The following is a 19,137-nucleotide window of genomic DNA, read 5'->3' as shown; positions in this document are numbered from 1 at the left end:
TCGATGGACGGCAAGGGCTGCTGGCGAGACAACGTGTTCATCGAGCGGCTGTGGCGCTCGATCAAGTACGAGGAGGTGTACCTGCACGCCTACGAGAGCGTCGGCCAGGCCCGCACCGGAATCGGCCGGTACATTGAGTTCTACAACACCCGCCGGCCGCACTCGAGCTTGCAAGCCCGCACACCCGATGTGGTGTACTTCGACTCGCTGCCATGGCCTTCGGCCCAGGCAGCCTGACCCCGCAGGATCCACTTAAAAAGATTCGGAATCTGTTCAACCGAATGGGGCCAGCTCTCCCTGGACGCGGATCATCTGAACGACTTGCAGCTTGAAGCTCGCGTCAAAGACTCTTCGGGTTGATTTCGTCACGTTTACTGTCCAACTGATTTCCACCCATCCGAGTGTGCGAATTCATTTGACCAGGACACGGCCTGGGCTTGAAAAGCGCACCTGCGAGGGTTACGCAGTGGTCAAGAAAGAATATGACCGCCTTCTTCCTAAAGAACTGGCGGCATGAGGATGCGGCATAACAAGTGGTCATCCCCACTTGGGGAGGCAGTCCGTATCGGGTAAGGAAAATCGCCGTACGCAGCACTCCAATTCCGCCGATGAGGAAGGACACCTACAACTTCCTGGCTGCGTTCGATAGCGCACAGAAGCCTTCCGTCCTTGAGCGCAGGATGAGATGAGGAGCTTCAAGTCATGGCCATTCACTATTCACTGTCGGGCGAACTAATCGACATTCGGCCCGCTTGGCAGTGCACCCCCTGGCGCCCGCACCACCACGACGCCGGACAAAGCGCTGAATGTGCGGGTGTTTTTCGCGTAACTCTGCTCTCCGGCAAGGGGATACGCCGAGGTAGCAAGCGAATAATGTGCAAAAGCCTGGAGGGCGGCGCGCAGTTATACATCGGGACCGCGCGCGAAGTTGATGCGTTGATGCGGCCCAGCCACGCCCAGCGTCTCAACTGTCTGGCGATGCTGAAGGCGGCGCTGTGACTGATGCGGTCGCGAGCAAGCCTCCGGCCAAAGGCGTCGCCGCGCAGCCCGTCGCCAAGGACGACGGCTCGCTGTCGCCCTGGTGGATACGGGCTGTGCTGATCGTGATGGTGCTTGGCTTTTCGGGCCTGCTGCTAATAACCACCCTCTCGTATCGCAACGCGCCGCCGATTCCGGCACAGGTGGTGAATACACAGGGTGAGCTCCTGTTCACCGCAGAAGATGTCGGCGACGGACAGACCTTGTTTTTGCGCTACGGCCTGATGGCCAACGGCAGCATCTGGGGCCACGGTGCCTATCTCGGGCCCGACTATTCGGCCGCCGCACTGCACCGCATGGGACTGGTCACCGCCCAGGACATTGCGCAGGAGCAGTATGGCAAGCCGCTGGACGCGTTGACTCCAGGTCAGGCGGCAGCGGTCCAGGCCGAGACGAGCGTGTCGTTGAAAACGAACCGTTATGACGCGTCCACCGGGCTGCTGCAGTTCACCATAGGACAGACCGCCGCTTTTAAATCTGAGATCGCGCACTGGACCGATTATTTCCACGACCCGTCGCGCAACGGCGGCCTGAAGGCCGATCTGATCACCGATCCGACTGAGCTGCGCCAGTTCACGGCTTTCGTGACCTGGGCGGCCTGGGCGTCCGTCGCGGCCCGGCCGGGCGAAGTGCACTCCTACACCAACAACTTTCCGTATGACCCAAGCGTCGGAAATGTGCCGATCTCGGGCGCGCTGTTGTGGAGCGCGGTCAGCCTGCTGGTACTGCTCGCCGGCATATCGACCGTGCTGCTGGCCTTCGGCAAATTCGACTACCTCGGCTGGATCACCCGGGGCCACAACGTCAAGCCGCAGATGCTGCCTGGCCGTTCCAGTCCGGGGCAAAACGCGCTTGTGAAGTTCTTCGTCGTGGTTGCCGTGCTGTTTCTGGCACAAACGCTCGTGGGTGCCGCAACGGCCCATTGGCGCGCCGACCCGGGTAGCTTTTACGGTATACAGATAGAGCGCCTCTTCCCCAGCAATTTGACGCGCACCTGGCATCTCCAATTGGCGATCTTTTGGATCGCCACCGCATACGTGGCCGCCGCGTTGTTTCTGGGCAGGTCGCTCCGAACAGAGGAGCCGCGCTGGTTGCCGGCCTGCACCCATGGGCTGTTCGCTGCGTTTGCAGTGGTCATCTTCGGCAGTTTGCTGGGCGAATGGGCTGGCATCGCTCAGATGCTCGGACCCTTGTGGTTCTGGCTCGGCAACCAGGGGTGGGAGTATCTGGAGCTGGGTCGTGTCTGGCAGATATTGCTGGTCGCAGGCCTGTTCGGCTGGTTCGCGCTTCTGTGGTCGCTGGTGCGCCCGCAGACCTTGAGCGATCCTGCCGCAAGGCCAATCGTCAGGATGTTTCTGGTGGCGGCGCTGGCGATTCCCGCGTTCTATATCCCGGCGATGTTCTTCGGCGCGAGGACCAACTTCACCGTGGTCGACACCTGGCGCTTCTGGATCATCCATCTGTGGGTCGAAGGCTTCTTCGAGTTCTTCGCCACGACGATCGTGGCGCTGACCTTCTTCCAGCTCGGGCTGACCCGTCGCAACGTGGCGCTGCGGGTGATCTATCTGGACGCGATCCTGTACTTCCTCGGCGGCTTAATGGGCACCGGACACCATTGGTATTTCACAGGTCAGACCAACGTCAACATGGCGCTGTCGGCGTTGTTCTCGGCGCTGGAGGTGGTGCCGCTGACTTTGCTCACGCTCGACGCCTGGGACTTCGTTCGCACCACGCGCGGGGAGCGCGATGCGAAGGGCAAGCAGATGGTCATCCCGCACAAGTGGGCGTTCTATTTCCTGATGGCTGTGGGCTTCTGGAACTTTGTGGGCGCGGGCATGTTTGGGTTCCTGTTGAACTTGCCGATCGTCAGCTACTACGAAGTGGGCACCATGCTGACCCCAAACCATGCGCATGCGGCCCTGATGGGCGTGTTCGGCATGCTGGCAATTGCGCTGATGGTGTTCGTGCTGCGCCAGACAAGTGACGATGTGCACTGGCCGGGCATCGAGAAGTACTTGCGCTGCGCGTTCTGGGGCACCAACGCCGGCTTGGCCATGATGGTGGCGCTGAGCTTGTTCCCGGGTGGTCTGCTGCAGTTGTGGGACGTGCTGCAAAACGGTTACTGGCATGCGCGCAGCCTGGACTACACGGGCAGCGACCGATCGCACTGGATCGAGTGGATGAGCCTGCCGGGCCATGTCGTCTTGATCGTGTTCGGTGCCGTGCCGCTGGTGATCGCAACGATCAAGTGCTACTTCAACCTGCTTGCAGGGGCAAAGGACGACCAGGTTCGGCGTTTGCGTGCGGCCTGATCACCGGACGCTTTGATTTTGCGAAGCGTCATCTGCGTTATGCCCGCGTATCTTCGAAATTGGCACCATTACATGAACCCATTGTCTGATCAAGCGGCCGATTCACCGGAGCGAAGCCGTCTTCTCAACAAAGCGATCTCGAGGTGGGACAACGAGGGGGGAGCGGGTATCGAAGGAAATTACCCTGCAGCTTCGGTGGAGTTGTTAACCGATGCGCTGCCGTTGACAAATGCCGAGCTCGTACAGTTGCAGATTCGCGTTATCGCCTTGGAGAACATGCTGGCGGTTCTGATGGCCGACGCTTCCGATCGACAGCTGAAGCTCGTGCGGGAGATAGCCGATTGCATCACCCCGCAACCGGGCTTCACACCTCATCCCCTGACGATCCACGCGGCGGCCCGCATGCTGGGCTTCATTGAACGATCGGGTCACCTGCGCACGCTGCAGTTCGAAGATGCGAACGTTGGCGATTCGGCCAATGGTGGACTTGATGTGGGGTGCGCAAATTGAGCATGAATCGCGTCAGCAGCATCGCGGCTGCGACGCGCTCGCGGCTGGTTACGGTCCGATCCAACGCGCCGCTGCGGGAGGCGGCGCAGTTGCTATCGAGTACGCAAATCAGCCTGCTTGTGGTCTGCGATCCAGACGGAACAATGATCGGTGTGATCACCAAGTCGGACATCGTTATGCAGATCGGTCTCTGCCCGGGCATCACCTGCACCAACACGGTCGACAGTGTGATGAGGCGAGACGTGATCGCGTGTCGCTCATCCGATCCTTTGTCCGATGTGTCGTCGATGATGCAGGCGCGCGGACTGGTACATGTTCCGGTCATCGACGCAGAGGGCAAGCCGTCAGGCGTTGTGAATGCACGAGACGCACTGCGTGAGTTGATGCTCGAAGGTCAGTACGAATAGGCTCTGCTGCGCGACTACTTGATGGAGGTGGGCTATCGATGAATTCCGACCAATACACAAACGAGGAAATGGCATGACCTCACCTGTTGCGGAATCCGGCCGATTGATCGGGCTCTACCCGTATGGCGACCAGTTGGCGCAGGCGACATCGTCGACATTGATCAAAACCGAGGCGATACAGGTCATCACGCATGGTGCTGCCCGCAGGCAAGAAGATCCCGCTGCATCAGACGCCGAGTGCGATCACCGTCCAGTGCCTGGAGGGGGCTGTCGAGTTCGAATCTCATGGGCGCGCCCGGCTCATGCGCCCGGGGGTCATGTTGTTTCTGGCACCTGCGGACCCACACGCGCTCGAAGCGCTGGAAGATTCCTCGGTCCTTGTCAGCAAGCTGGCGCGGTGAGCAGCGCTCCTTACGCAGCGTTTAAAACAGAGGTTTTTTCGTGAAACGTTCGGCCCGCCCCGTCTTCTTGAACTTGGCGCAGATTCAAATGCCGGTGGGCGCATTGACTTCGATCGGTCATCGGATCAGCGGCGTCGTTCTCGCGGTAAGCGTTCCTGTGGGTGTCTATCTGTTCGCATTGTCGCTGCGCGACGATGCCGGCTTCGCGCAGGTGATGGCGCTGACCGGGAGTCTCCCTTTTAAAGCGGCGGTAGTGATAACGGTCTGGGCGCTCGCGCATCACCTGCTCGGGGGTGTTCGGCATCTTTTGAGCGACTTCAACATCGGATCGCCGCTGCGCTCGGCGCGGCGCAGCGCCTGGTTCGTCAACATTTCTGGCGTTGTCGTGGCCCTTGTCGCGGCCGCGGTCGTGTCGTGATGAACCCGCAACCGGGCATCCGGTTCACCGGCCTGCGGGCCTGGTGGGTGCAGCGAGTAAGCGCCGTGGGCATGCTGCTCTTCGTCTTTTTCTTGCTCTACTCGTTCCGTGTGCACCCCCCGCAGACCCATTCGCAGTGGCGAGAGTGGGTGGCCCAACCTGCCATTTCGCTGGCTTTCGGGCTCTTTTTCGCGGCCTTGCTGGCGCACATGTGGGTGGGCATTCGCGATGTTCTGCTCGACTATGCGCGGCCCGCCAGCATACGCAGCGCTTGTCTTGCTCTGGTCGCCGTGGGCCTGCTGATTTTGGCAATCTGGCTGCTCCGGGTCCTGCTGCACTTGCAGGCCTGAGCCGAAATCACACCACTGAAAAGCACCACCATGAAATTCTCGATTTCCCGCTTCGATCCCGATCGCGACGAACAGCCCTGGATGCAGGATTTCGACATCGAGCGCATTGCGTCCGACCACATGTTGCTCGACGTGCTGATGCGTCTGAAAGCGATGGATAACTCGCTGTCGTTCCGCAAATCGTGCCGCGAAGGGGTTTGCGGGTCCGACGCGATGAACATCAATGGCCGCAATGGACTGGCTTGCATCACGCCAACAGCCACGCTGCGCGAGCCAGTTGTTATACGGCCTCTACCGGGTTTTCCGATCATTCGCGATCTGATCGTCGACATGACGCAGTTCTTCAAGCAGTACCACTCGATCACGCCATACCTGGTCAACGAGGAGCCGCCGCCTGAGCGTGAGCGCTTGCAGTCGCCGGCCGAGCGTGACAAGCTGAACGGCGCCTACGAATGCATTCTCTGCGCCTGCTGCACGAGCCAGTGTCCATCGTACTGGTGGAACCCTGAGAAGTTCGTCGGCCCGGCCGGGCTGATCCAGGCGTATCGCTTTATCTTTGACAGCCGCGATCGCGCGACGCAGCAGCGACTCTATGATCTCGGCAACGATCCCTACCGGCTCTTCCGATGCCGCACCATCATGAATTGCGCCGAGGTGTGCCCTAAAGGGCTCGAACCGGTGAATGCGATCGAGCAGATCCGCCTGAAGATCGCCGGCATCAGCAAGCATGCCGGCGGACTCGACGTCCATTCGCCGACCAAGCCACGTTAGTGCGCCAGCCGCGGCCTTCGCGTTGGCTCAGCGGCTCATCCCTCGCTCGTGACTCCGCTGCGCCGCCTTCATAGCCCCTCGGCCACCATCAGGCTGAAGCCCAAGCGCGAGTGACCGTCGATCGCCACGTGCGTGCAGAGCCTGCCAACCTAGGAAAGTTGCTACGTTCCAGAGGCATATGGGTGTTTCAGCGGCCAGTGGGAAGCAATGAATTGCAAGAGGCTCGTCGCACCGTGCGCTGCCGCACGGACAGAGTCGTGCGATGTACTTTAGCCTGAACTCGGCAAAGCGAACGCTACCGGCCACAGGTATGGAAACACCAACTCCCCACCTGTTACTTCCTCGAGACGAAGGCTCTCCGCATGCAGCGCGTGGTTTCGCCAGGGCGCGCGTACCGGCTGCATTCGCATCCTTGGCAGGCACGCGCCTGCAGTTGAAAGGTACGCCATTGGTCACAGCAGGCCCCGGTGCGCTGACCATCAGAATGATGAGTGCGACCAACGCTGGGCTTCCCTCTGACTTCAGTTGGGGACCTTTCACCAGCGGGCATGTCACGGGTGACGGGCCAGCCCATTCCCATCAGTCGCTGACACAGGCATCAGCATCATGAAGTTCGCCGTCGATCCAGAGTTGGAAACGCTTCAGCGCCAGACCTTCGGCTACTTCCTGCACGAAACTAATCCTAACAACGGCCTGGTGGTCGACAAGACCGAGCCCGGCTGGCCTGCAAGCATTGCCGCCACCGGCCTGGCACTGGCCTGCTACCCGGTGGCCGTGGAACGCGGCTTCATGTCGCGCGCCGCTGCGGTCGAGCGCACGCTGGCCACGCTGCGATTTTTCTCGCGCAGCCCGCATGGCCCCCAGCCCGACGCCACCGGATACCAGGGGTTTTACTACCACTTTCTGGACATGCAGACTGGACGCCGTGCCTGGCAATGCGAACTGTCCACCGTGGACACGACGTTCCTACTTGCAGGTGCACTGGTTGCGGCCATGTACTTCGACGCCGACAGTGCCGACGAAGCTGAACTTCGCACCCTGGCAGACGCTCTGTACCGCCGTGCCAATTGGCAGTGGGCGCAAGACGGGGGCAGCACCGTGACGCATGGCTGGAAGCCCGAAACCGGTTTTCTACGTTACCGCTGGGAAGGCTACGACGAAGCGCTATTGCTGTACGTGCTCGGCCTGGGTTCGCCGACTTGGCCGCTAACGCAGCAAAGCTATAAAGCGTGGGTCTCTACCTACCGCTGGGAGCACTGCTACGGGCAGGACTATCTGTATGCCGGCTCGCTCTTCACGCACCAGTTGTCGCATGTGTGGATCGACTTTCGCGGCATTCAGGATGCGTTCATGCGCGGCAAAGGCATCGACTATTTCGAGAACAGCCGCCGCGCGACATTGGTGCAGCAACGCTACGCCGTCGACAACCCGCTTGAGTTCAAGAGTTACGGCAGCCATTGCTGGGGCATTACCGCCAGTGAAGGCCCGGGCCCGGGGCGCATCACGGTCAACGGCAATGAACGCGAGTTGTTCGACTACGTGGCGCGCGGTGCGCCCTTTGGGCCCGACGACGGCACGCTCGCACCGTGGGCCGTGGCTGCGTCGCTGCCATTCGCACCCGAGATCGTGTTGCCCACCATCGACTACTGCACTTACCAGGCCAAGCTGACCCAATTCAATTCCTACGGATTCAAGGCGTCCTTCAACCCATCGCATCCGGGCGAGCCCGGCAACCCTTATGGATGGTGGGTCTCGCCGTGGCACTTTGGACTGAACCAGGGGCCGATCGTTTTGATGATCGAAAACCACCGCTCCGGCCTGGTGTGGCGATTGATGCGCGATTGCGTGCCTATCACCACGGGCCTGCTACGAGCCGGTTTCACCGGCGGCTGGCTTCAAGACAAAGTGGCAACTGACCCGGCCACATCCAATGGGTCGCTACGCAGGAGAACTACATGACGGTTATCAGTATTTCAAGAATCAGCGCATCCGGGCTGCCGCCCACGCTGAGAGCCGCCCAGGCCGCCATGCAGATGCCCGAGGTGCAGGACATGCTGCGCAGGCTGTCTACTTTCAAGCTAGGCATCTTCATGCCGCACCAGCATGATGAAGTCACAGGTGAATTTCTGCCATTGCACGGCGACGTGATGCAAGTGGAGTCGGGCCTGGCCGTGAGCTTCCAGCGCCCAGATGAGATCGCAAATCGGGCTGCGTCATTCCTACCCGTCGGTTGGTTCTGGCGCGCCGGTGCGTCGACGGTGGCTGCGGCATGCGAGATGGCGGGCACCGGGGGGCCTGACGGCGAGGCGGAACAGGGCGTCAAGCACAAGATGATTCAGGACAACTGATCGCGGGTTCACCATCCCGCTAACGGGTCGGTGGCGCAGGGATCGGCCGACAGACAACCAAGGAAAGACGATGAAAACGAGTGTGATGGACGTGCGCGACATGCTGTCGGTACTGAGCGTGGTGGGCGTCGAGCAACGGATCGGTGAGGTGCCGGGTGTGGAGAGCGTGACGGTGGACTTTGCGGCAGCCAAGGCCACGGTGCGCTTCGACGAGACGCGGCTGGCCCTGGCCGACATCAAGTCGGATATTCGCCAGCGCGGCTCCGACGCCGACGCCGAGCCCAAAGCGCCGATGCCGGACGGTCACGAAGGCCACGCAGCGCCCGCTGCGCAAAAGGGCGATGCCTCCGAACCGGCGACGCCGAAGATGCCACCGGCCAGCCCCGCAAAGACCGTGGCGGTCAAGCCGGTCGACTCGCCATGAAAACGAGCGTCATTGACGTGCACGACATGCTGTCGGTGCTCAGTGTGCAGGGCGTCGAAGAGCGCATCGGCGAGGTGCCGGGTGTCGAAAGCGTCACCGTCAATCACGCTGCGTCGTCGGCCACTGTGCGCTATGACGAAACACGCCTGCATGTCTCCGATATTAAGTCGGACGTTCGCCAACGTGGGCATGCGCTGGCAAGCGAACCGGCGTCGAAGTTCGACCACGGCACCGGGCCCGAGTCCGAGGAGCAGGCGCCGCCACCTCCATCTCCGGCGCCCTCGGTCGCTCAGAAGGACGCCGAGAACGTAGCCCCAAACGCGCCCCAGAAAGGCTCCCTGCGGGCCGCAGAGCCCACCATCACCGACGCCGCTGCGACGCCGGCGGCCACGTTGATCGCGGGCACTGACAGCCAAGCAGACGGGCCCATCGAGAAGGCCACCGCCTGGGTGCGAGAGGCATTGGCGGGCGACGACAAGGACAAGCCCGGAGCGCCTTCCCCGTCACCAGTAGCCGCTCAGCCCAAGGCATCTTCACCGTCATCTGCGGCCAGCGCGCCTGCCACCGGCCACGCCGATCATCAGGACCATAAAGACCATCAGGGCCACGCCGCACCCGGTGCGGCGCCCGCCATGTCGGACGACATGGCGCATGAAATGGGCCACAGCGGCAGTGACCTGGGCGCGATGGTGCGCGACATGCGCAACCGCTTCTGGATCTGCCTGGCCTTCACGTTGCCGATCCTCGTCTATGCGCCGATGGGCGGCATGTGGAAAGCGCCGACGCCGCCGTTCGGATTGGACGTGAATCTATGGCTGTTCTTTTTCGCCAGCGCGGCCATCGTCTATCCGAGCTGGCCCTTCTTCGTCTCAGCCTGGCGGGCACTCAAAAAAGGCACCTTGGGCATGGCCGCACTCATCGTGCTCAGCGTGGGCACGGGGTACCTTTTCAGTGTTGGTACCACCTTCTTCTTCAAGGGTGACGGGCAATTCTTCGAGGCCGTCGCCATGCTGCTGGTATTCATCCTGCTGGGGCACTGGCTCGAGATGCGTGCGCGTGCCGGCGCATCGTCGGCCATCCAGTCGCTGATGAAGTTGACGCCGACGACGGCCAACGTCATCCGCAACGGCGCCGAGGTCGAGGTTCCGACGGCAGAGGTGCTGGCCGGCGAGATCGTTGTCATACGGCCTGGCAACAAGATTCCGGTGGACGGCACCATCGAGAGCGGCGAATCGCAGGTGGACGAGTCGATGCTGACCGGTGAGTCAATGCCCGTGAAGAAGGGGCCGGGCGCCACCGTTGTGGGCGCCAGCATCAACAAAAGCGGCAGTTTCCGATACAAGGCCACCAAGGTCGGTGCCGACTCCGCGCTGGCGCAGATCGTCAAGCTGGTGCAAGAGGCTCAGAACTCCAAGGCGCCAGCGCAGTTGCTGGCCGACAGGGCCGCGCAATGGTTGGTGTACGCCGCCATCGCGACCGGCCTGATCACCTTCTCGGTGTGGTTCTGGGTCATCGGCGAGCCGCTGCTGCTGGCGGTGACGTTGACCATCACGGTCTTCGTGATCGCCTGCCCGGACGCATTGGGGCTGGCCACGCCGATGGCTGTGATGGTGAGTACGGGGCTCGGCGCTGCGAACGGCATCCTGTTCAAGAACGCTTCGGCCCTGGAGGACGCCACCAAACTCGACGTCATCGTCTTCGACAAGACTGGCACGCTGACCGTGGGCCACCCCGAGGTGGTCGAGATCATCACGGCCGACGGTGTATCCGAGGAGGTGCTGCTGAGGGCTGCCGCGGCCGTGGAGCAGGGCTCGGATCATCCGCTGGCGCAGGCGATCCTGCGCCGTGCGGCCAAGCTCGCGGCCGCTGCGGATGCGGCCGCGCCGACCGGCTTCGAGAGTCTCGACGGCATGGGCGCGCGCGCCGAGACGCCCACCGGCACGGTGTATCTTGGCAACCGCCTGCTAATGGACAAGCAAAAGCTCGCGCTCGGAGCCTTGGAGGCGCCAGCCAAGCGCCTGCAGGGCGAGGGCCGTACGGTGGTCCACGTGGCGCTTGCGGGCAGTGTCATCGGCCTCCTCGCCATCGCCGACGCGATCCGGCCCACGTCTAAGGCGGCCATCGCCAAGCTGCGAGAAAACAAGATCGAAGTGGTGATGCTCACTGGCGACAACTTGGCCACTGCAAAGAGCATTGCAGCCGAACTGGGCATCGCCAAGGTGCTGGCCGACGTGCTGCCCGCTCAGAAGGCCGAGAATGTCAAGGCCTTGCAGGCCACAGGCAAGAAGGTCGGCATGGTCGGCGATGGTGTCAACGACGCGCCGGCGCTGACCCAGGCAGACGTGGGCTTTGCCATCGGCGCCGGCACCGACGTGGCGATGGAGAGCGCCGACGTGGTGCTGATGAAGAGCGACCCCTACGACATCGTCGGCGCGATCGAATTGTCGCGAGCCACCGTGCGCAAGATGCACCAAAACCTGGCATGGGCGGTGGCCTACAACGCCATCGCCTTCCCGCTCGCCGCCGGCGTGCTGTACCCGTTCGTGCTGAGTCCGCAGGTCGCGGCAATTTCCATGTCAGGCAGCACCCTGATCGTCGCGATCAACGCACTGATGTTGAAGCGCACGAAGCTGGCGGGCATCCGCCGGCCTGGCATGGGGGCTGCCAAGCCCGGCGACGCCAGTGCGCCTGCGGCCTCGGGCAGTGCGCAACCCAAGGAGAAGGCCGCGTGACCGATCTGTACTGCACCTCGGATTCGGATGTGTCCGCCGTCACCCCCTTGCGTAATCCTCCGCCGGCCACATCACACCTGAATGACGCAGTCAATTTGTGGACATGCCGACCTCAGCTTCAACGTCATATTCACTCCACCATGAAAGAACGACCATGCAAACAGAAACAATGAACGTCACCGGTATGTCCTGCGGCGGATGCGTCAGCAAGGTGACGCAGGCACTGACAGCGCTACCAGGCGTTGCGCACGTGGACGTATCGCTTCCTGCAAGCGCTCGCGTCGACTTCGACGAAAAGCTGACCTCTCGGGAGCGCCTGCAATCGGCCGTCGAGGGTGCGGGCTTCGGGGTCGCGGGCGAAGACACGACTGCGAGTCGGAGCAAGGGCGGATGCTGCGGCTGAACTGTTGAACGGCGCCGCCCTGTTTGATCCTGTGACAAGAGTCACGCCGAGTGTGCCGATACTGGCGCTGCGACCTTGGCAGCTTGTCTGGCTGGCGGCCGCTATCTTCGTCGTTTCCGCAGGCTATGGGGCGCTGCTGCCGCAATGGCAAGGATGGCTGGCCGTTCTCGACCCGGGTGCGACCGCGACGGCCGTTTCCCGCCACATCGGCTTTATAAGCGGCATGTACACGGCAGGCGTGCTGGTGGGTGCGCCACTGTGGGGAATGCTGGCGGATCGCATCGGTCTGGGTCGCGTTCTGATCATCGGGCTGGTCGGCTATGTGGCCAGTCTGCTGCTGATGCTGGTTCCCGAGTTTGCAACTCTGAGGGCCATCTATGCCTTGCGCGCGGCGACTGGCTTTTTCGTGGCCGCCGTCGTGCCAGTGGTCTCGGCACTGGTCGCGAAGCACACGCCAGAACATCGTCGTGCTCGTCGTTTCGCTTGGTTGGGCGCCATGTCGCTGCTGGGGTTTCTGTTCGGGCCGGCCGTAAACGTCGTCGCCCGATGGGTGGGGCCGTGGGTGGACGGCGGCTCGACCTCTGCTGCCCTCACTGCGCAGGCTGTCATCGTGCTGTCGGCGGTCCTCGGCTCGACGATGATGTTGGGGCTGGCCCGAACACTGCCTGAACGAATCGTCGTATTGGTCGGCGACCCCAAGGTGCCGCCCTCGGTCACGCAGGGTTACATCGCGCTCCTTTGGCTTAGCGCAGCTGTCACCTTCGTGCTGTCGGCCTTCGAGTTGGGCATCGTGCTGCAGGGCCAACTCCATATCGGCACATCGCGGCGCGAAGTGGCGATGATGTTCGCAGAATGCGCGCTTGCAATGTTGATCGTGAACGCTGTGCTCTTCTTCACGGCTCTGCTGGACAAGGTGCCCGCGCGCCGAGTCGTCGTAACCGGCCTGGCATTGGCAGTTATGGGACTGACGGTTCTCGCATTGCATCACTCCGACGCCTGGATGTACGCGGGAATCAGCTTCACTTCAGTCGGCACCGGGCTCATCTTGCCAGTGATCGCCTACCGCGCTGCAGGTGCCTCGCGCAGCAGCCTCGGTACCACCATGGGTGGCTTGGCCGCGGCCGCAGGCCTAGGCCAGACGCTGGGGGCGGCTGCAGGCGGCTGGCTGTTCGGTGCCGTGGCGCAGGCCAGTTTCGCGTGGTTGGCTGCTCCGTTGGTCGGGATTGTCGTCATCCTCCTTGCTCGGCCGGCATGGGGGTCGACCGTTCCGGATGGATCCGGGTCTCGCTCCCTCACGAAGGCGAGCGCGCATGGATAGAAACGTGGGTAGCGCGAATGCTTGGAGGCTACCCGCTGGGCGCCAGCCGCCTGCTCGACGGCGGCCTCAGGCGTTCGTTCCACAGTTCGATGACGTGCCGATCCGGGTGGTGGTCGTCAGTACCCAGCAGGCTGACGGACGCCGGATGCAGGGGGAAAGTGCTGCCCCTCGATCAGCGCAAGTCCGATCCAACTCGCCGCAAGCGCCTCGCCGAACTGGCCGTGCGAGAAAACCGCAATGACACCATTCATCGTCGACAGCCTGGCGATAAGGCGGTCAGCCCTTGTGACGATGTCGGCCGTCGATTCGCCGCCTGGGCAGCCGTCGCGCCAGATGTTCCAGTCCGGCCTGTCCTTGCGAATGTCCACGGAGTGTCGGCCTTCGAACTCGCCATAGTCCTGTCCGCGCCAACAATCAGTCGCCTTGTGCGCTCAACGCTCGTCCCGAGAAGCGCGTGCGCAGCGGCAGGCTGGGATTGGGTGCGGGTAATTGCAGCCACGCGGCGGCGCCGGCCAAACCAGCTCCAGGTGGTGCCATGGCGACATGTCTCGTCCCTGACATCGTGTGAAGGTCAAGCGTTGGCCGAACAAGACCCTTGGTAATGCTGGTCATTCATGCCGTCACCTCGCAGCGGATGGCATGAAGGCGGCGTGCCTGACGGTCCGGCGGCCCGTTGGAGGAAGTAAGCCGTGTGCTTGAAAGACTGTTCCACTTCCATCCTTGCCAATGAGCATCACGGCATACGGATCACGGCGGCCGCCATAAGCCGGACCATCCATTCCTGGGGACCCCACCGGCATGCCGGGCACCGCAAGGCCGATGGCGACAGGGCGCTGCTGCAACAGCCGCTGGATGTCTCCTGCCGGTACGTGGCCCTCAATGGCGTAGCCGTCGATCTTTCCCGTGTGGCAACTCCCGAACTTTTCGGGAATGCCCAACCCAGTTCGCATCGCAGCATTGCCCGTTTCGTAGACCTTGGTCTTGAAGCCGTTGGCTTCGAGGTGGGCGACCCAATCCTTGCAGCAGCCGCATTCCGGACTCTTCCAGATCTCGACCACTCGCTGCTCGGTGCGCGAGAACGCCGTGCGGGACAGGGGCCATGACAGCGCTGCCACCGAAAGTTGCAGCGCCTGTCGGCGTGTCGCTTGGTTCTTGATTACTTGCATAGTGTTCTCAAAAAAATTTGATCGATCCATTGGCTTTGAAGCTGTGCGCCGCTCGCGCGCCAGCGATTCGTCGGTTTCGACCGGGTCACTTCGATTCCAGATCCTTGATCAGCGCCTTCATCTCGCCGATCTCACGACGTTGTGCCTCGATGATCCCGTCAGCGAGCTTGCGCACACGCGAATCGGAAATGTGCGCGCGCTCGCTGGTGAGGATCGCGATCGAGTGGTGCGGGATCATCGCTTTCATCCACGACACCTCGTCCACGGTGGCCTGGCTGCGGACAAGCCAAAGCGCTGCAGCAAACACCACCACACTGCCAATCAGGATCGCCGCGTTGGCGGCGCGATTGGCATACATGCCCAGCATGAAAACCAGCATGATCACGGCCATCGTCGCGCCCATGACCAGTGCCATGTAGGCACGGGTTTCGCTGAAATAGATGTGATCGAGCTGGTACGTGTTGAGGTACATCAGGCCGAACATGACGATCGTCGAGGTGATGGTCATCGCGAAGAACTTTGGGTACTTGCTCATCTTTTGGTCCTGGTTTTGTTAAGGGTGAGAGGCAGGCGCGCCCGCCGAGGCTGGTCGGCTTTGGTTCATCGAAGGGGCTGGGGCGTGGGTGTGCACCTTGCCATTGGCATGCGTCTGGGCCTGGATTGCGGTTCGTGCCTCTTCGGAATGCATTGGCCCTTCCATGACGTGCCCTTCAGTGCCGTGTCCGGCATCCTGGCCGCCCGTTTCATGCCCGCCAGCATGGGAATGCCCGCCGCTGCTGCCGACGGCCTGGTCGTATTGCGGATCGTCCATCTGCGGCAGCTTCTGCAAGAAGGCGACCAGATTCCAGATCGACTCGTCGTCCATGCTCCTGCCCCAGGCCGGCATGCCCGACGCCTTCACGCCGTGCTTGATGACCCAGAACGCATGCGCAGCGTCGACCTTGTCTTTGCTCAGGTTTGGCGGCTGCGGATACAGGCCCCTGCTCAGTTCGCTGCTCTCTGAACCAGGTGCCAGATGGCAACTGGCACACATGGCTGCGTAATTGCCGGCGCCTTGAACGACGCGGCCTGGCTCGCTCAGGTCGGGCACGACGAGCTTGGCGGCACGCGTCTCGATCGATCGTTCGCGCATTGTTTCCAGCGTCGCGCTGACCCACGGAAAATGAGGCTCATCGGCGGCAATGTTGTAGAGGCCGGAAACTGCGAAGAGCCCAGCGCCCGCCGCTGCGGTCAGGCAGACGGCCACGGCGGTTGTTACGGCGATCTTTGTTGTGGAGCTCATGAGTTGTTACTCAGAACCAAACCCGCACACCGGCAACCACCTGCGTCTCGCGCACCGCGTGACCAGCCTCCCTCGCATAGTCGGCGGTCTGGCCGAACTTGCCCTTCCAGACGACGCCGATGTAGGGTGCGAACTTGCGCGAGACCTCGTATCGCAACCTGAGCCCCGCCTCGACTTCCGACAGGCCAGAGCCGATGCCACGCTCGGGGTCATTCCTGCCGTAGAAGCTTGCTTTTACGTTCGGCTGAAGGATCAGCCGCTGCGTGAAGAGGATGTCGTACTCGGCCTCCACTCGCGCCGCGGTTCTGCCACCTTGGCCCACGTAAGCAGTGGCTTGAACGTCGAACCAGTAGGGAGAGAGGCCTTGGACGCCGATGGCGGCCCATGTTCTTCCGGGACCACCGCCGAAATCGTGACGCAAGCCGGTTTGCAGACCCCAGTAAGGCGCAATCGCATGGTTCCAGAGCGCCTCGGTGCGCGTGGCGCCGAGTTTTCCGTTGGAGCGCTCGCCATCCACCTTGAGCCAAAGCTTGTTGAGATCCGTGCCGTACCAGGCCTGCGCATCGAGGGCCTGTCCGTTGCCGTCGTTCGAATGCGTCGCCTCCAGGCGGTCAATCAGCACCTGACCGTACCGGTCGTTGTCCGCCATGTCCATGCCGTTCATGGGACCCATGGACAAGCCGTTCGAATAGGCATCGGGGTCCCGGGCGTCGCTCGGGGGCGAGCCTCACTGCATCGCTCCCATTTGCATCGCTTCCGGCTTCATGCCGGGCATGCTGCCGTGGTCCATGGCAGGCATCTTTGAGTGCTCCATGGGCGCCGCTTCCGGCTTCATGCCAGGCATGCTGCTGTGGTCCATACCGGGCATCTTCGAATGGTCCATGGGCGCCGCTTTCGGCTTGACGCCGGGCATGCTGCCGTGATCCATGCCAGGCATCTTCGAGTGGTCCATGGGCATCGCTTCCGGTTTCATACCGGGCATGCTGCCGCGGTCCATACCGGGCATCTTCGAAGGGTCCATGGGCGCCGCTTTCGGCTTAACGCCGGGCATGCTGCCGTGATCCATGCCAGGCATCTTCGAGTGGTCCATGGGCATCGCTTCCGGCTTCTTACCGGGCATGCTGCCGTGGTCCATGCCGGGCATCTTTGAGTGATCCATGGCTGCCGCTGCCTCGGATTTGTTCGAGTTCGACATCCCTTGTTGATCCGTCGCCGACATGCTTGATTGCGCGAAGGCTGCGACCGGTACGAGCAGAGCAGTCGCCAAGGTCAGCAAGCGGCGCGACGCTCCTGTCTTATCCGCAAAAATGACCCCAAGAGGATTGAGATTTTTGTTCACGACACCACCACCTTTCTGAACATGCCCGCTTCCATGTGATACAGCAGGTGGCAGTGGTAGGCCCAGTTTCCGAGGGCATCTGCATTCACGAGGTAGCTGACGCGCTGAGCAGGCTGGACCATGATGGTGTGCTTGCGCACCTGGAACTTTCCGTCCGGGCTCTCCAACTCGCTCCACAGGCCGTGCAGGTGGATCGGGTGCGGCATCATGGTGTCGTTCACGAGGATGATGCGCAGTCGCTCGCCATGCCTGAAGTGAAGTGGTTTCGAATCTGAGAACTTTTGCCCGTCGAACGACCACATGTATCGTTCCATGTTGCCGGTCAAGTGCAGCTCGATTTCTCGCCCCGGCCCTCGTTTGTCGAGGGGGCCACCGATGGTGTGCAGGTCGGCATAGGTCAGCACGCGGCGGCCGTTGTCGCGCAGCCCGATGCCAGGGTCATCGATGTTGTCGCGTGGCATGTCCACGCGCATGTCGACCCCCGGGCCGTACTCCGTGCGCGCATGTTTCGCCATCCGGGTTGCAGGCATTTTCATGCCCGCTTTGTCTGCGCCCATGGCCATTGGCATCTTCATTGCCCCGTGGCCCATGGCGCCGTGATCCATCGTCCCGTGGTCCATACCGGCCATGTCGCCGCCCATCGCCATGCTGCCCATCATGTCGGTCATCGTGAGCCACTGCGGCTTGTCCATGGCGGGGACCTCGGCCTGCATCCCCGCGCGCGGCGCGAGCGTCGCCCGCGCGAATCCCATCCTGTCGATCGATTGGGCAAAGATGGTGAATGCGCGGTCGTCCTTCGGCTCGACGATCACGTCGTAGATCTCGGCGGTCGCGATCCTGAACTCATCGACGGTCACGGGCTCGACATCCTGGCCATCGGCGGCTACCACCTGCATCTTCAAGCCCGGAATGCGCAGGTCGAAAATGCTCTGCGACGATCCGTTGATGACTCGCAAACGGACCTTCTCGCCGGGCTTGAACAAGCCGGTCCAGTTGCCGTCTGGCGATTCCCCGTTGACAAGATAGGTGTAGTGGTGACCGGTGACATCCGACAGGTCCGTCGGACTCATGCGCATCTGGTTCCACATCTTCCGTTTGGCGAGCGCCTGCTGGACGCCCATGCTTGAAGCGTCACGAGCGAAATCAACCGCCGTCGGCTCGTTGAAGTTGTAAAAGTCGCTCATCTTCTTCAGGTTGGCCATCACCGTCTCGGGGTCGTCGTCGGACCAGTCGGAGAGCATGAGGACGTAGTCGCGTTCGGCGCGGTGGCGCTCGCCGTTGCGGGGTTCGACCACGATGGAGCCGTAGACCCCCGTTTGTTCCTGGAAGCGCGAATGGCTGTGGTACCAGTACGTACCGCTTTGCTTGACGTCGAAGCGATAGGTAAAGGTTTCGCCCGGCCCAACACCTGCAAACGACAGGCCGGGCACGCCGTCCATTTGAAATGGAAGCAGGATGCCGTGCCAGTGGATCGAGGTGGTGGTTGCCATGCGGTTGGCCACCCGCAGCGTGACGGTTTCGCCTTCCCTCCAGCGCAACACCGGCGCTGGCACCGAGCCGTTGACGGCGGTGGCCATGCTGGCACGACCAGTGATGTTGACCGGCGTGTTGTCGATCGTCAGGTCGAACTGGGTGCCCGTCAGAACGTTCGGATTGCCGGACGCACCGGGAACGTTGGCTGCGTCGCTGCGGCGCGCCCAGGAACCGAAGCTGGCCAGAGCGCCTGCCGCCGCAATACCGGTGATGAATTTGCGCCTCGAGGGCGTCGCTGATCCGTCTTGCAGACGGGACAAATCAAAGGACATGATGACTCCGAAAATTGAGCTGAGGCTTGGCCGGCACAGCGCCGCCCGCCACGGTCGTCGCCTCAAGACAGGGTGAAGAGACGTGCGGTTTCCTGACGCCAACGGCGCCAAAG

At 62.3% G+C, this 19,137-nt stretch carries 21 protein-coding genes and 2 pseudogenes; 16 read left to right on the top strand and 7 right to left on the bottom strand.

The features are described from left to right. The 16 genes and pseudogenes from QN413_RS23170 to QN413_RS23095 form a co-directional block, all read left to right on the top strand. Positions 1-237, top strand: a 237-nt coding sequence (locus QN413_RS23170; protein ID WP_323498946.1) for an integrase core domain-containing protein, incomplete at its 5' end; no start/stop codon positions are given. Between the two features lie 190 nt (positions 238-427). Further along, a pseudogene (locus QN413_RS23165) lies at positions 428-517 on the top strand (Crp/Fnr family transcriptional regulator); the annotation flags it as partial. Between the two features lie 185 nt (positions 518-702). Continuing rightward, complete coding sequence (locus tag QN413_RS23160) at positions 703-999, top strand: hypothetical protein (RefSeq protein ID WP_323498945.1); 297 nt, start codon at positions 703-705, stop codon at positions 997-999. Further along, a complete protein-coding gene (locus QN413_RS23155; protein ID WP_323498944.1) occupies positions 996-3,350 on the top strand; it encodes a nitric-oxide reductase large subunit in 2,355 nt (784 codons plus the stop codon). The genes QN413_RS23160 and QN413_RS23155 overlap by 4 nt, the downstream gene beginning before the upstream one ends. 72 nt (positions 3,351-3,422) lie before the next feature. Then, positions 3,423-3,860 carry a hypothetical protein gene (locus tag QN413_RS23150; protein ID WP_323498943.1) on the top strand — a complete coding sequence of 146 codons (438 nt, stop codon included), beginning with the start codon at positions 3,423-3,425 and terminating at the stop codon, positions 3,858-3,860. 2 nt (positions 3,861-3,862) lie between these two features. Further along, the gene (locus QN413_RS23145; protein WP_323498942.1) at positions 3,863-4,267 is read left to right on the top strand and encodes a CBS domain-containing protein; all 405 of its coding nucleotides are present in this window, start codon (positions 3,863-3,865) and stop codon (positions 4,265-4,267) included. 191 nt (positions 4,268-4,458) lie between these two features. Further along, on the top strand, positions 4,459-4,668 hold the full coding sequence (locus tag QN413_RS23140; protein ID WP_323498941.1) for an AraC family ligand binding domain-containing protein: 210 nt from the start codon (positions 4,459-4,461) through the stop codon (positions 4,666-4,668). A gap of 40 nt (positions 4,669-4,708) precedes the next feature. Then, positions 4,709-5,086: a succinate dehydrogenase, cytochrome b556 subunit gene (gene sdhC / locus QN413_RS23135; RefSeq protein ID WP_323498940.1), complete on the top strand. Its 378-nt coding sequence runs from the start codon at positions 4,709-4,711 to the stop codon at positions 5,084-5,086. Continuing rightward, positions 5,086-5,436: a succinate dehydrogenase, hydrophobic membrane anchor protein gene (gene sdhD, locus QN413_RS23130; protein ID WP_323498939.1), complete on the top strand. Its 351-nt coding sequence runs from the start codon at positions 5,086-5,088 to the stop codon at positions 5,434-5,436. The genes sdhC and sdhD overlap by 1 nt, the downstream gene beginning before the upstream one ends. 30 nt (positions 5,437-5,466) lie before the next feature. Continuing rightward, entirely contained in the window at positions 5,467-6,207 is a 741-nt protein-coding gene (locus QN413_RS23125) for a succinate dehydrogenase iron-sulfur subunit (RefSeq protein WP_323498937.1), read from the top strand. A gap of 606 nt (positions 6,208-6,813) precedes the next feature. Further along, a complete protein-coding gene (locus QN413_RS23120) occupies positions 6,814-8,166 on the top strand; it encodes a glucoamylase family protein (protein WP_323498936.1) in 1,353 nt (450 codons plus the stop codon). Further along, positions 8,163-8,555 (top strand): hypothetical protein, encoded by a 393-nt coding sequence (locus tag QN413_RS23115; RefSeq protein WP_323498934.1) that lies wholly within the window; start codon positions 8,163-8,165, stop codon positions 8,553-8,555. The genes QN413_RS23120 and QN413_RS23115 overlap by 4 nt, the downstream gene beginning before the upstream one ends. Before the next feature lie 70 nt (positions 8,556-8,625). Further along, complete coding sequence (locus QN413_RS23110) at positions 8,626-8,979, top strand: heavy-metal-associated domain-containing protein (RefSeq protein ID WP_323498933.1); 354 nt, start codon at positions 8,626-8,628, stop codon at positions 8,977-8,979. Further along, positions 8,976-11,711 carry a heavy metal translocating P-type ATPase gene (locus QN413_RS23105; RefSeq protein WP_323498932.1) on the top strand — a complete coding sequence of 912 codons (2,736 nt, stop codon included), beginning with the start codon at positions 8,976-8,978 and terminating at the stop codon, positions 11,709-11,711. The genes QN413_RS23110 and QN413_RS23105 overlap by 4 nt, the downstream gene beginning before the upstream one ends. Before the next feature lie 154 nt (positions 11,712-11,865). Next, positions 11,866-12,114 carry a heavy-metal-associated domain-containing protein gene (locus QN413_RS23100; RefSeq protein ID WP_323498931.1) on the top strand — a complete coding sequence of 83 codons (249 nt, stop codon included), beginning with the start codon at positions 11,866-11,868 and terminating at the stop codon, positions 12,112-12,114. A gap of 31 nt (positions 12,115-12,145) precedes the next feature. After that, the gene (locus QN413_RS23095; RefSeq protein ID WP_323498930.1) at positions 12,146-13,432 is read left to right on the top strand and encodes an MFS transporter; all 1,287 of its coding nucleotides are present in this window, start codon (positions 12,146-12,148) and stop codon (positions 13,430-13,432) included. Positions 13,433-13,548: 116 nt separating this feature from the next. Here QN413_RS23095 and QN413_RS23090 read toward each other — a convergent pair. The 7 genes and pseudogenes from QN413_RS23090 to QN413_RS23060 form a co-directional block, all read right to left on the bottom strand. After that, positions 13,549-13,839 (bottom strand): annotated as a pseudogene (locus tag QN413_RS23090) (histidine phosphatase family protein); the annotation flags it as partial. A 213-nt stretch (positions 13,840-14,052) separates the two neighbouring features. Then, a complete protein-coding gene (locus QN413_RS23085; protein WP_323498928.1) occupies positions 14,053-14,598 on the bottom strand; it encodes a DUF411 domain-containing protein in 546 nt (181 codons plus the stop codon). A gap of 85 nt (positions 14,599-14,683) precedes the next feature. Then, a complete protein-coding gene (locus QN413_RS23080; RefSeq protein ID WP_323498927.1) occupies positions 14,684-15,133 on the bottom strand; it encodes a DUF305 domain-containing protein in 450 nt (149 codons plus the stop codon). Positions 15,134-15,151: 18 nt separating this feature from the next. After that, positions 15,152-15,880 carry a cytochrome c gene (locus tag QN413_RS23075; RefSeq protein ID WP_323498926.1) on the bottom strand — a complete coding sequence of 243 codons (729 nt, stop codon included), beginning with the start codon at positions 15,878-15,880 and terminating at the stop codon, positions 15,152-15,154. 10 nt (positions 15,881-15,890) lie between these two features. Beyond that, positions 15,891-16,544, bottom strand: coding sequence for a copper resistance protein B (locus QN413_RS23070; RefSeq protein ID WP_323498925.1), 654 nt, complete (start codon positions 16,542-16,544; stop codon positions 15,891-15,893). A 63-nt stretch (positions 16,545-16,607) separates the two neighbouring features. Beyond that, positions 16,608-17,219 (bottom strand): hypothetical protein, encoded by a 612-nt coding sequence (locus QN413_RS23065; protein ID WP_323498924.1) that lies wholly within the window; start codon positions 17,217-17,219, stop codon positions 16,608-16,610. Further along, entirely contained in the window at positions 17,216-19,024 is a 1,809-nt protein-coding gene (locus tag QN413_RS23060) for a copper resistance system multicopper oxidase (RefSeq protein WP_323498948.1), read from the bottom strand. The genes QN413_RS23065 and QN413_RS23060 overlap by 4 nt, the downstream gene beginning before the upstream one ends. Positions 19,025-19,137 lie beyond the last annotated feature (113 nt).

Source organism: Variovorax sp. LG9.2, from assembly GCF_035018885.1.
GTDB lineage: Bacteria > Pseudomonadota > Gammaproteobacteria > Burkholderiales > Burkholderiaceae_C > Variovorax.
This window is presented reverse-complemented; position numbering and strand designations above follow the sequence as displayed.

What these genes read in the sequence shown, in the direction of transcription:
- QN413_RS23160 (WP_323498945.1), top strand. Translation starts at nt 703, where the DNA reads ATGGCCATTCACTATTCACTGTCGGGCGAACTAATCGACATTCGGCCC.
- sdhD (WP_323498939.1), top strand. Translation starts at nt 5,086, where the DNA reads ATGAACCCGCAACCGGGCATCCGGTTCACCGGCCTGCGGGCCTGGTGG.
- QN413_RS23100 (WP_323498931.1), top strand. Translation starts at nt 11,866, where the DNA reads ATGCAAACAGAAACAATGAACGTCACCGGTATGTCCTGCGGCGGATGC.
- QN413_RS23080 (WP_323498927.1), bottom strand. Translation starts at nt 15,133, where the DNA reads ATGAGCAAGTACCCAAAGTTCTTCGCGATGACCATCACCTCGACGATC.
- QN413_RS23085 (WP_323498928.1), bottom strand. Translation starts at nt 14,598, where the DNA reads ATGCAAGTAATCAAGAACCAAGCGACACGCCGACAGGCGCTGCAACTT.
- QN413_RS23125 (WP_323498937.1), top strand. Translation starts at nt 5,467, where the DNA reads ATGAAATTCTCGATTTCCCGCTTCGATCCCGATCGCGACGAACAGCCC.
- QN413_RS23105 (WP_323498932.1), top strand. Translation starts at nt 8,976, where the DNA reads ATGAAAACGAGCGTCATTGACGTGCACGACATGCTGTCGGTGCTCAGT.
- QN413_RS23115 (WP_323498934.1), top strand. Translation starts at nt 8,163, where the DNA reads ATGACGGTTATCAGTATTTCAAGAATCAGCGCATCCGGGCTGCCGCCC.
- QN413_RS23140 (WP_323498941.1), top strand. Translation starts at nt 4,459, where the DNA reads ATGGTGCTGCCCGCAGGCAAGAAGATCCCGCTGCATCAGACGCCGAGT.
- QN413_RS23075 (WP_323498926.1), bottom strand. Translation starts at nt 15,880, where the DNA reads ATGAGCTCCACAACAAAGATCGCCGTAACAACCGCCGTGGCCGTCTGC.
- QN413_RS23120 (WP_323498936.1), top strand. Translation starts at nt 6,814, where the DNA reads ATGAAGTTCGCCGTCGATCCAGAGTTGGAAACGCTTCAGCGCCAGACC.
- QN413_RS23145 (WP_323498942.1), top strand. Translation starts at nt 3,863, where the DNA reads ATGAATCGCGTCAGCAGCATCGCGGCTGCGACGCGCTCGCGGCTGGTT.
- QN413_RS23060 (WP_323498948.1), bottom strand. Translation starts at nt 19,024, where the DNA reads ATGTCCTTTGATTTGTCCCGTCTGCAAGACGGATCAGCGACGCCCTCG.
- QN413_RS23070 (WP_323498925.1), bottom strand. Translation starts at nt 16,544, where the DNA reads ATGAACGGCATGGACATGGCGGACAACGACCGGTACGGTCAGGTGCTG.
- QN413_RS23150 (WP_323498943.1), top strand. Translation starts at nt 3,423, where the DNA reads ATGAACCCATTGTCTGATCAAGCGGCCGATTCACCGGAGCGAAGCCGT.
- QN413_RS23110 (WP_323498933.1), top strand. Translation starts at nt 8,626, where the DNA reads ATGAAAACGAGTGTGATGGACGTGCGCGACATGCTGTCGGTACTGAGC.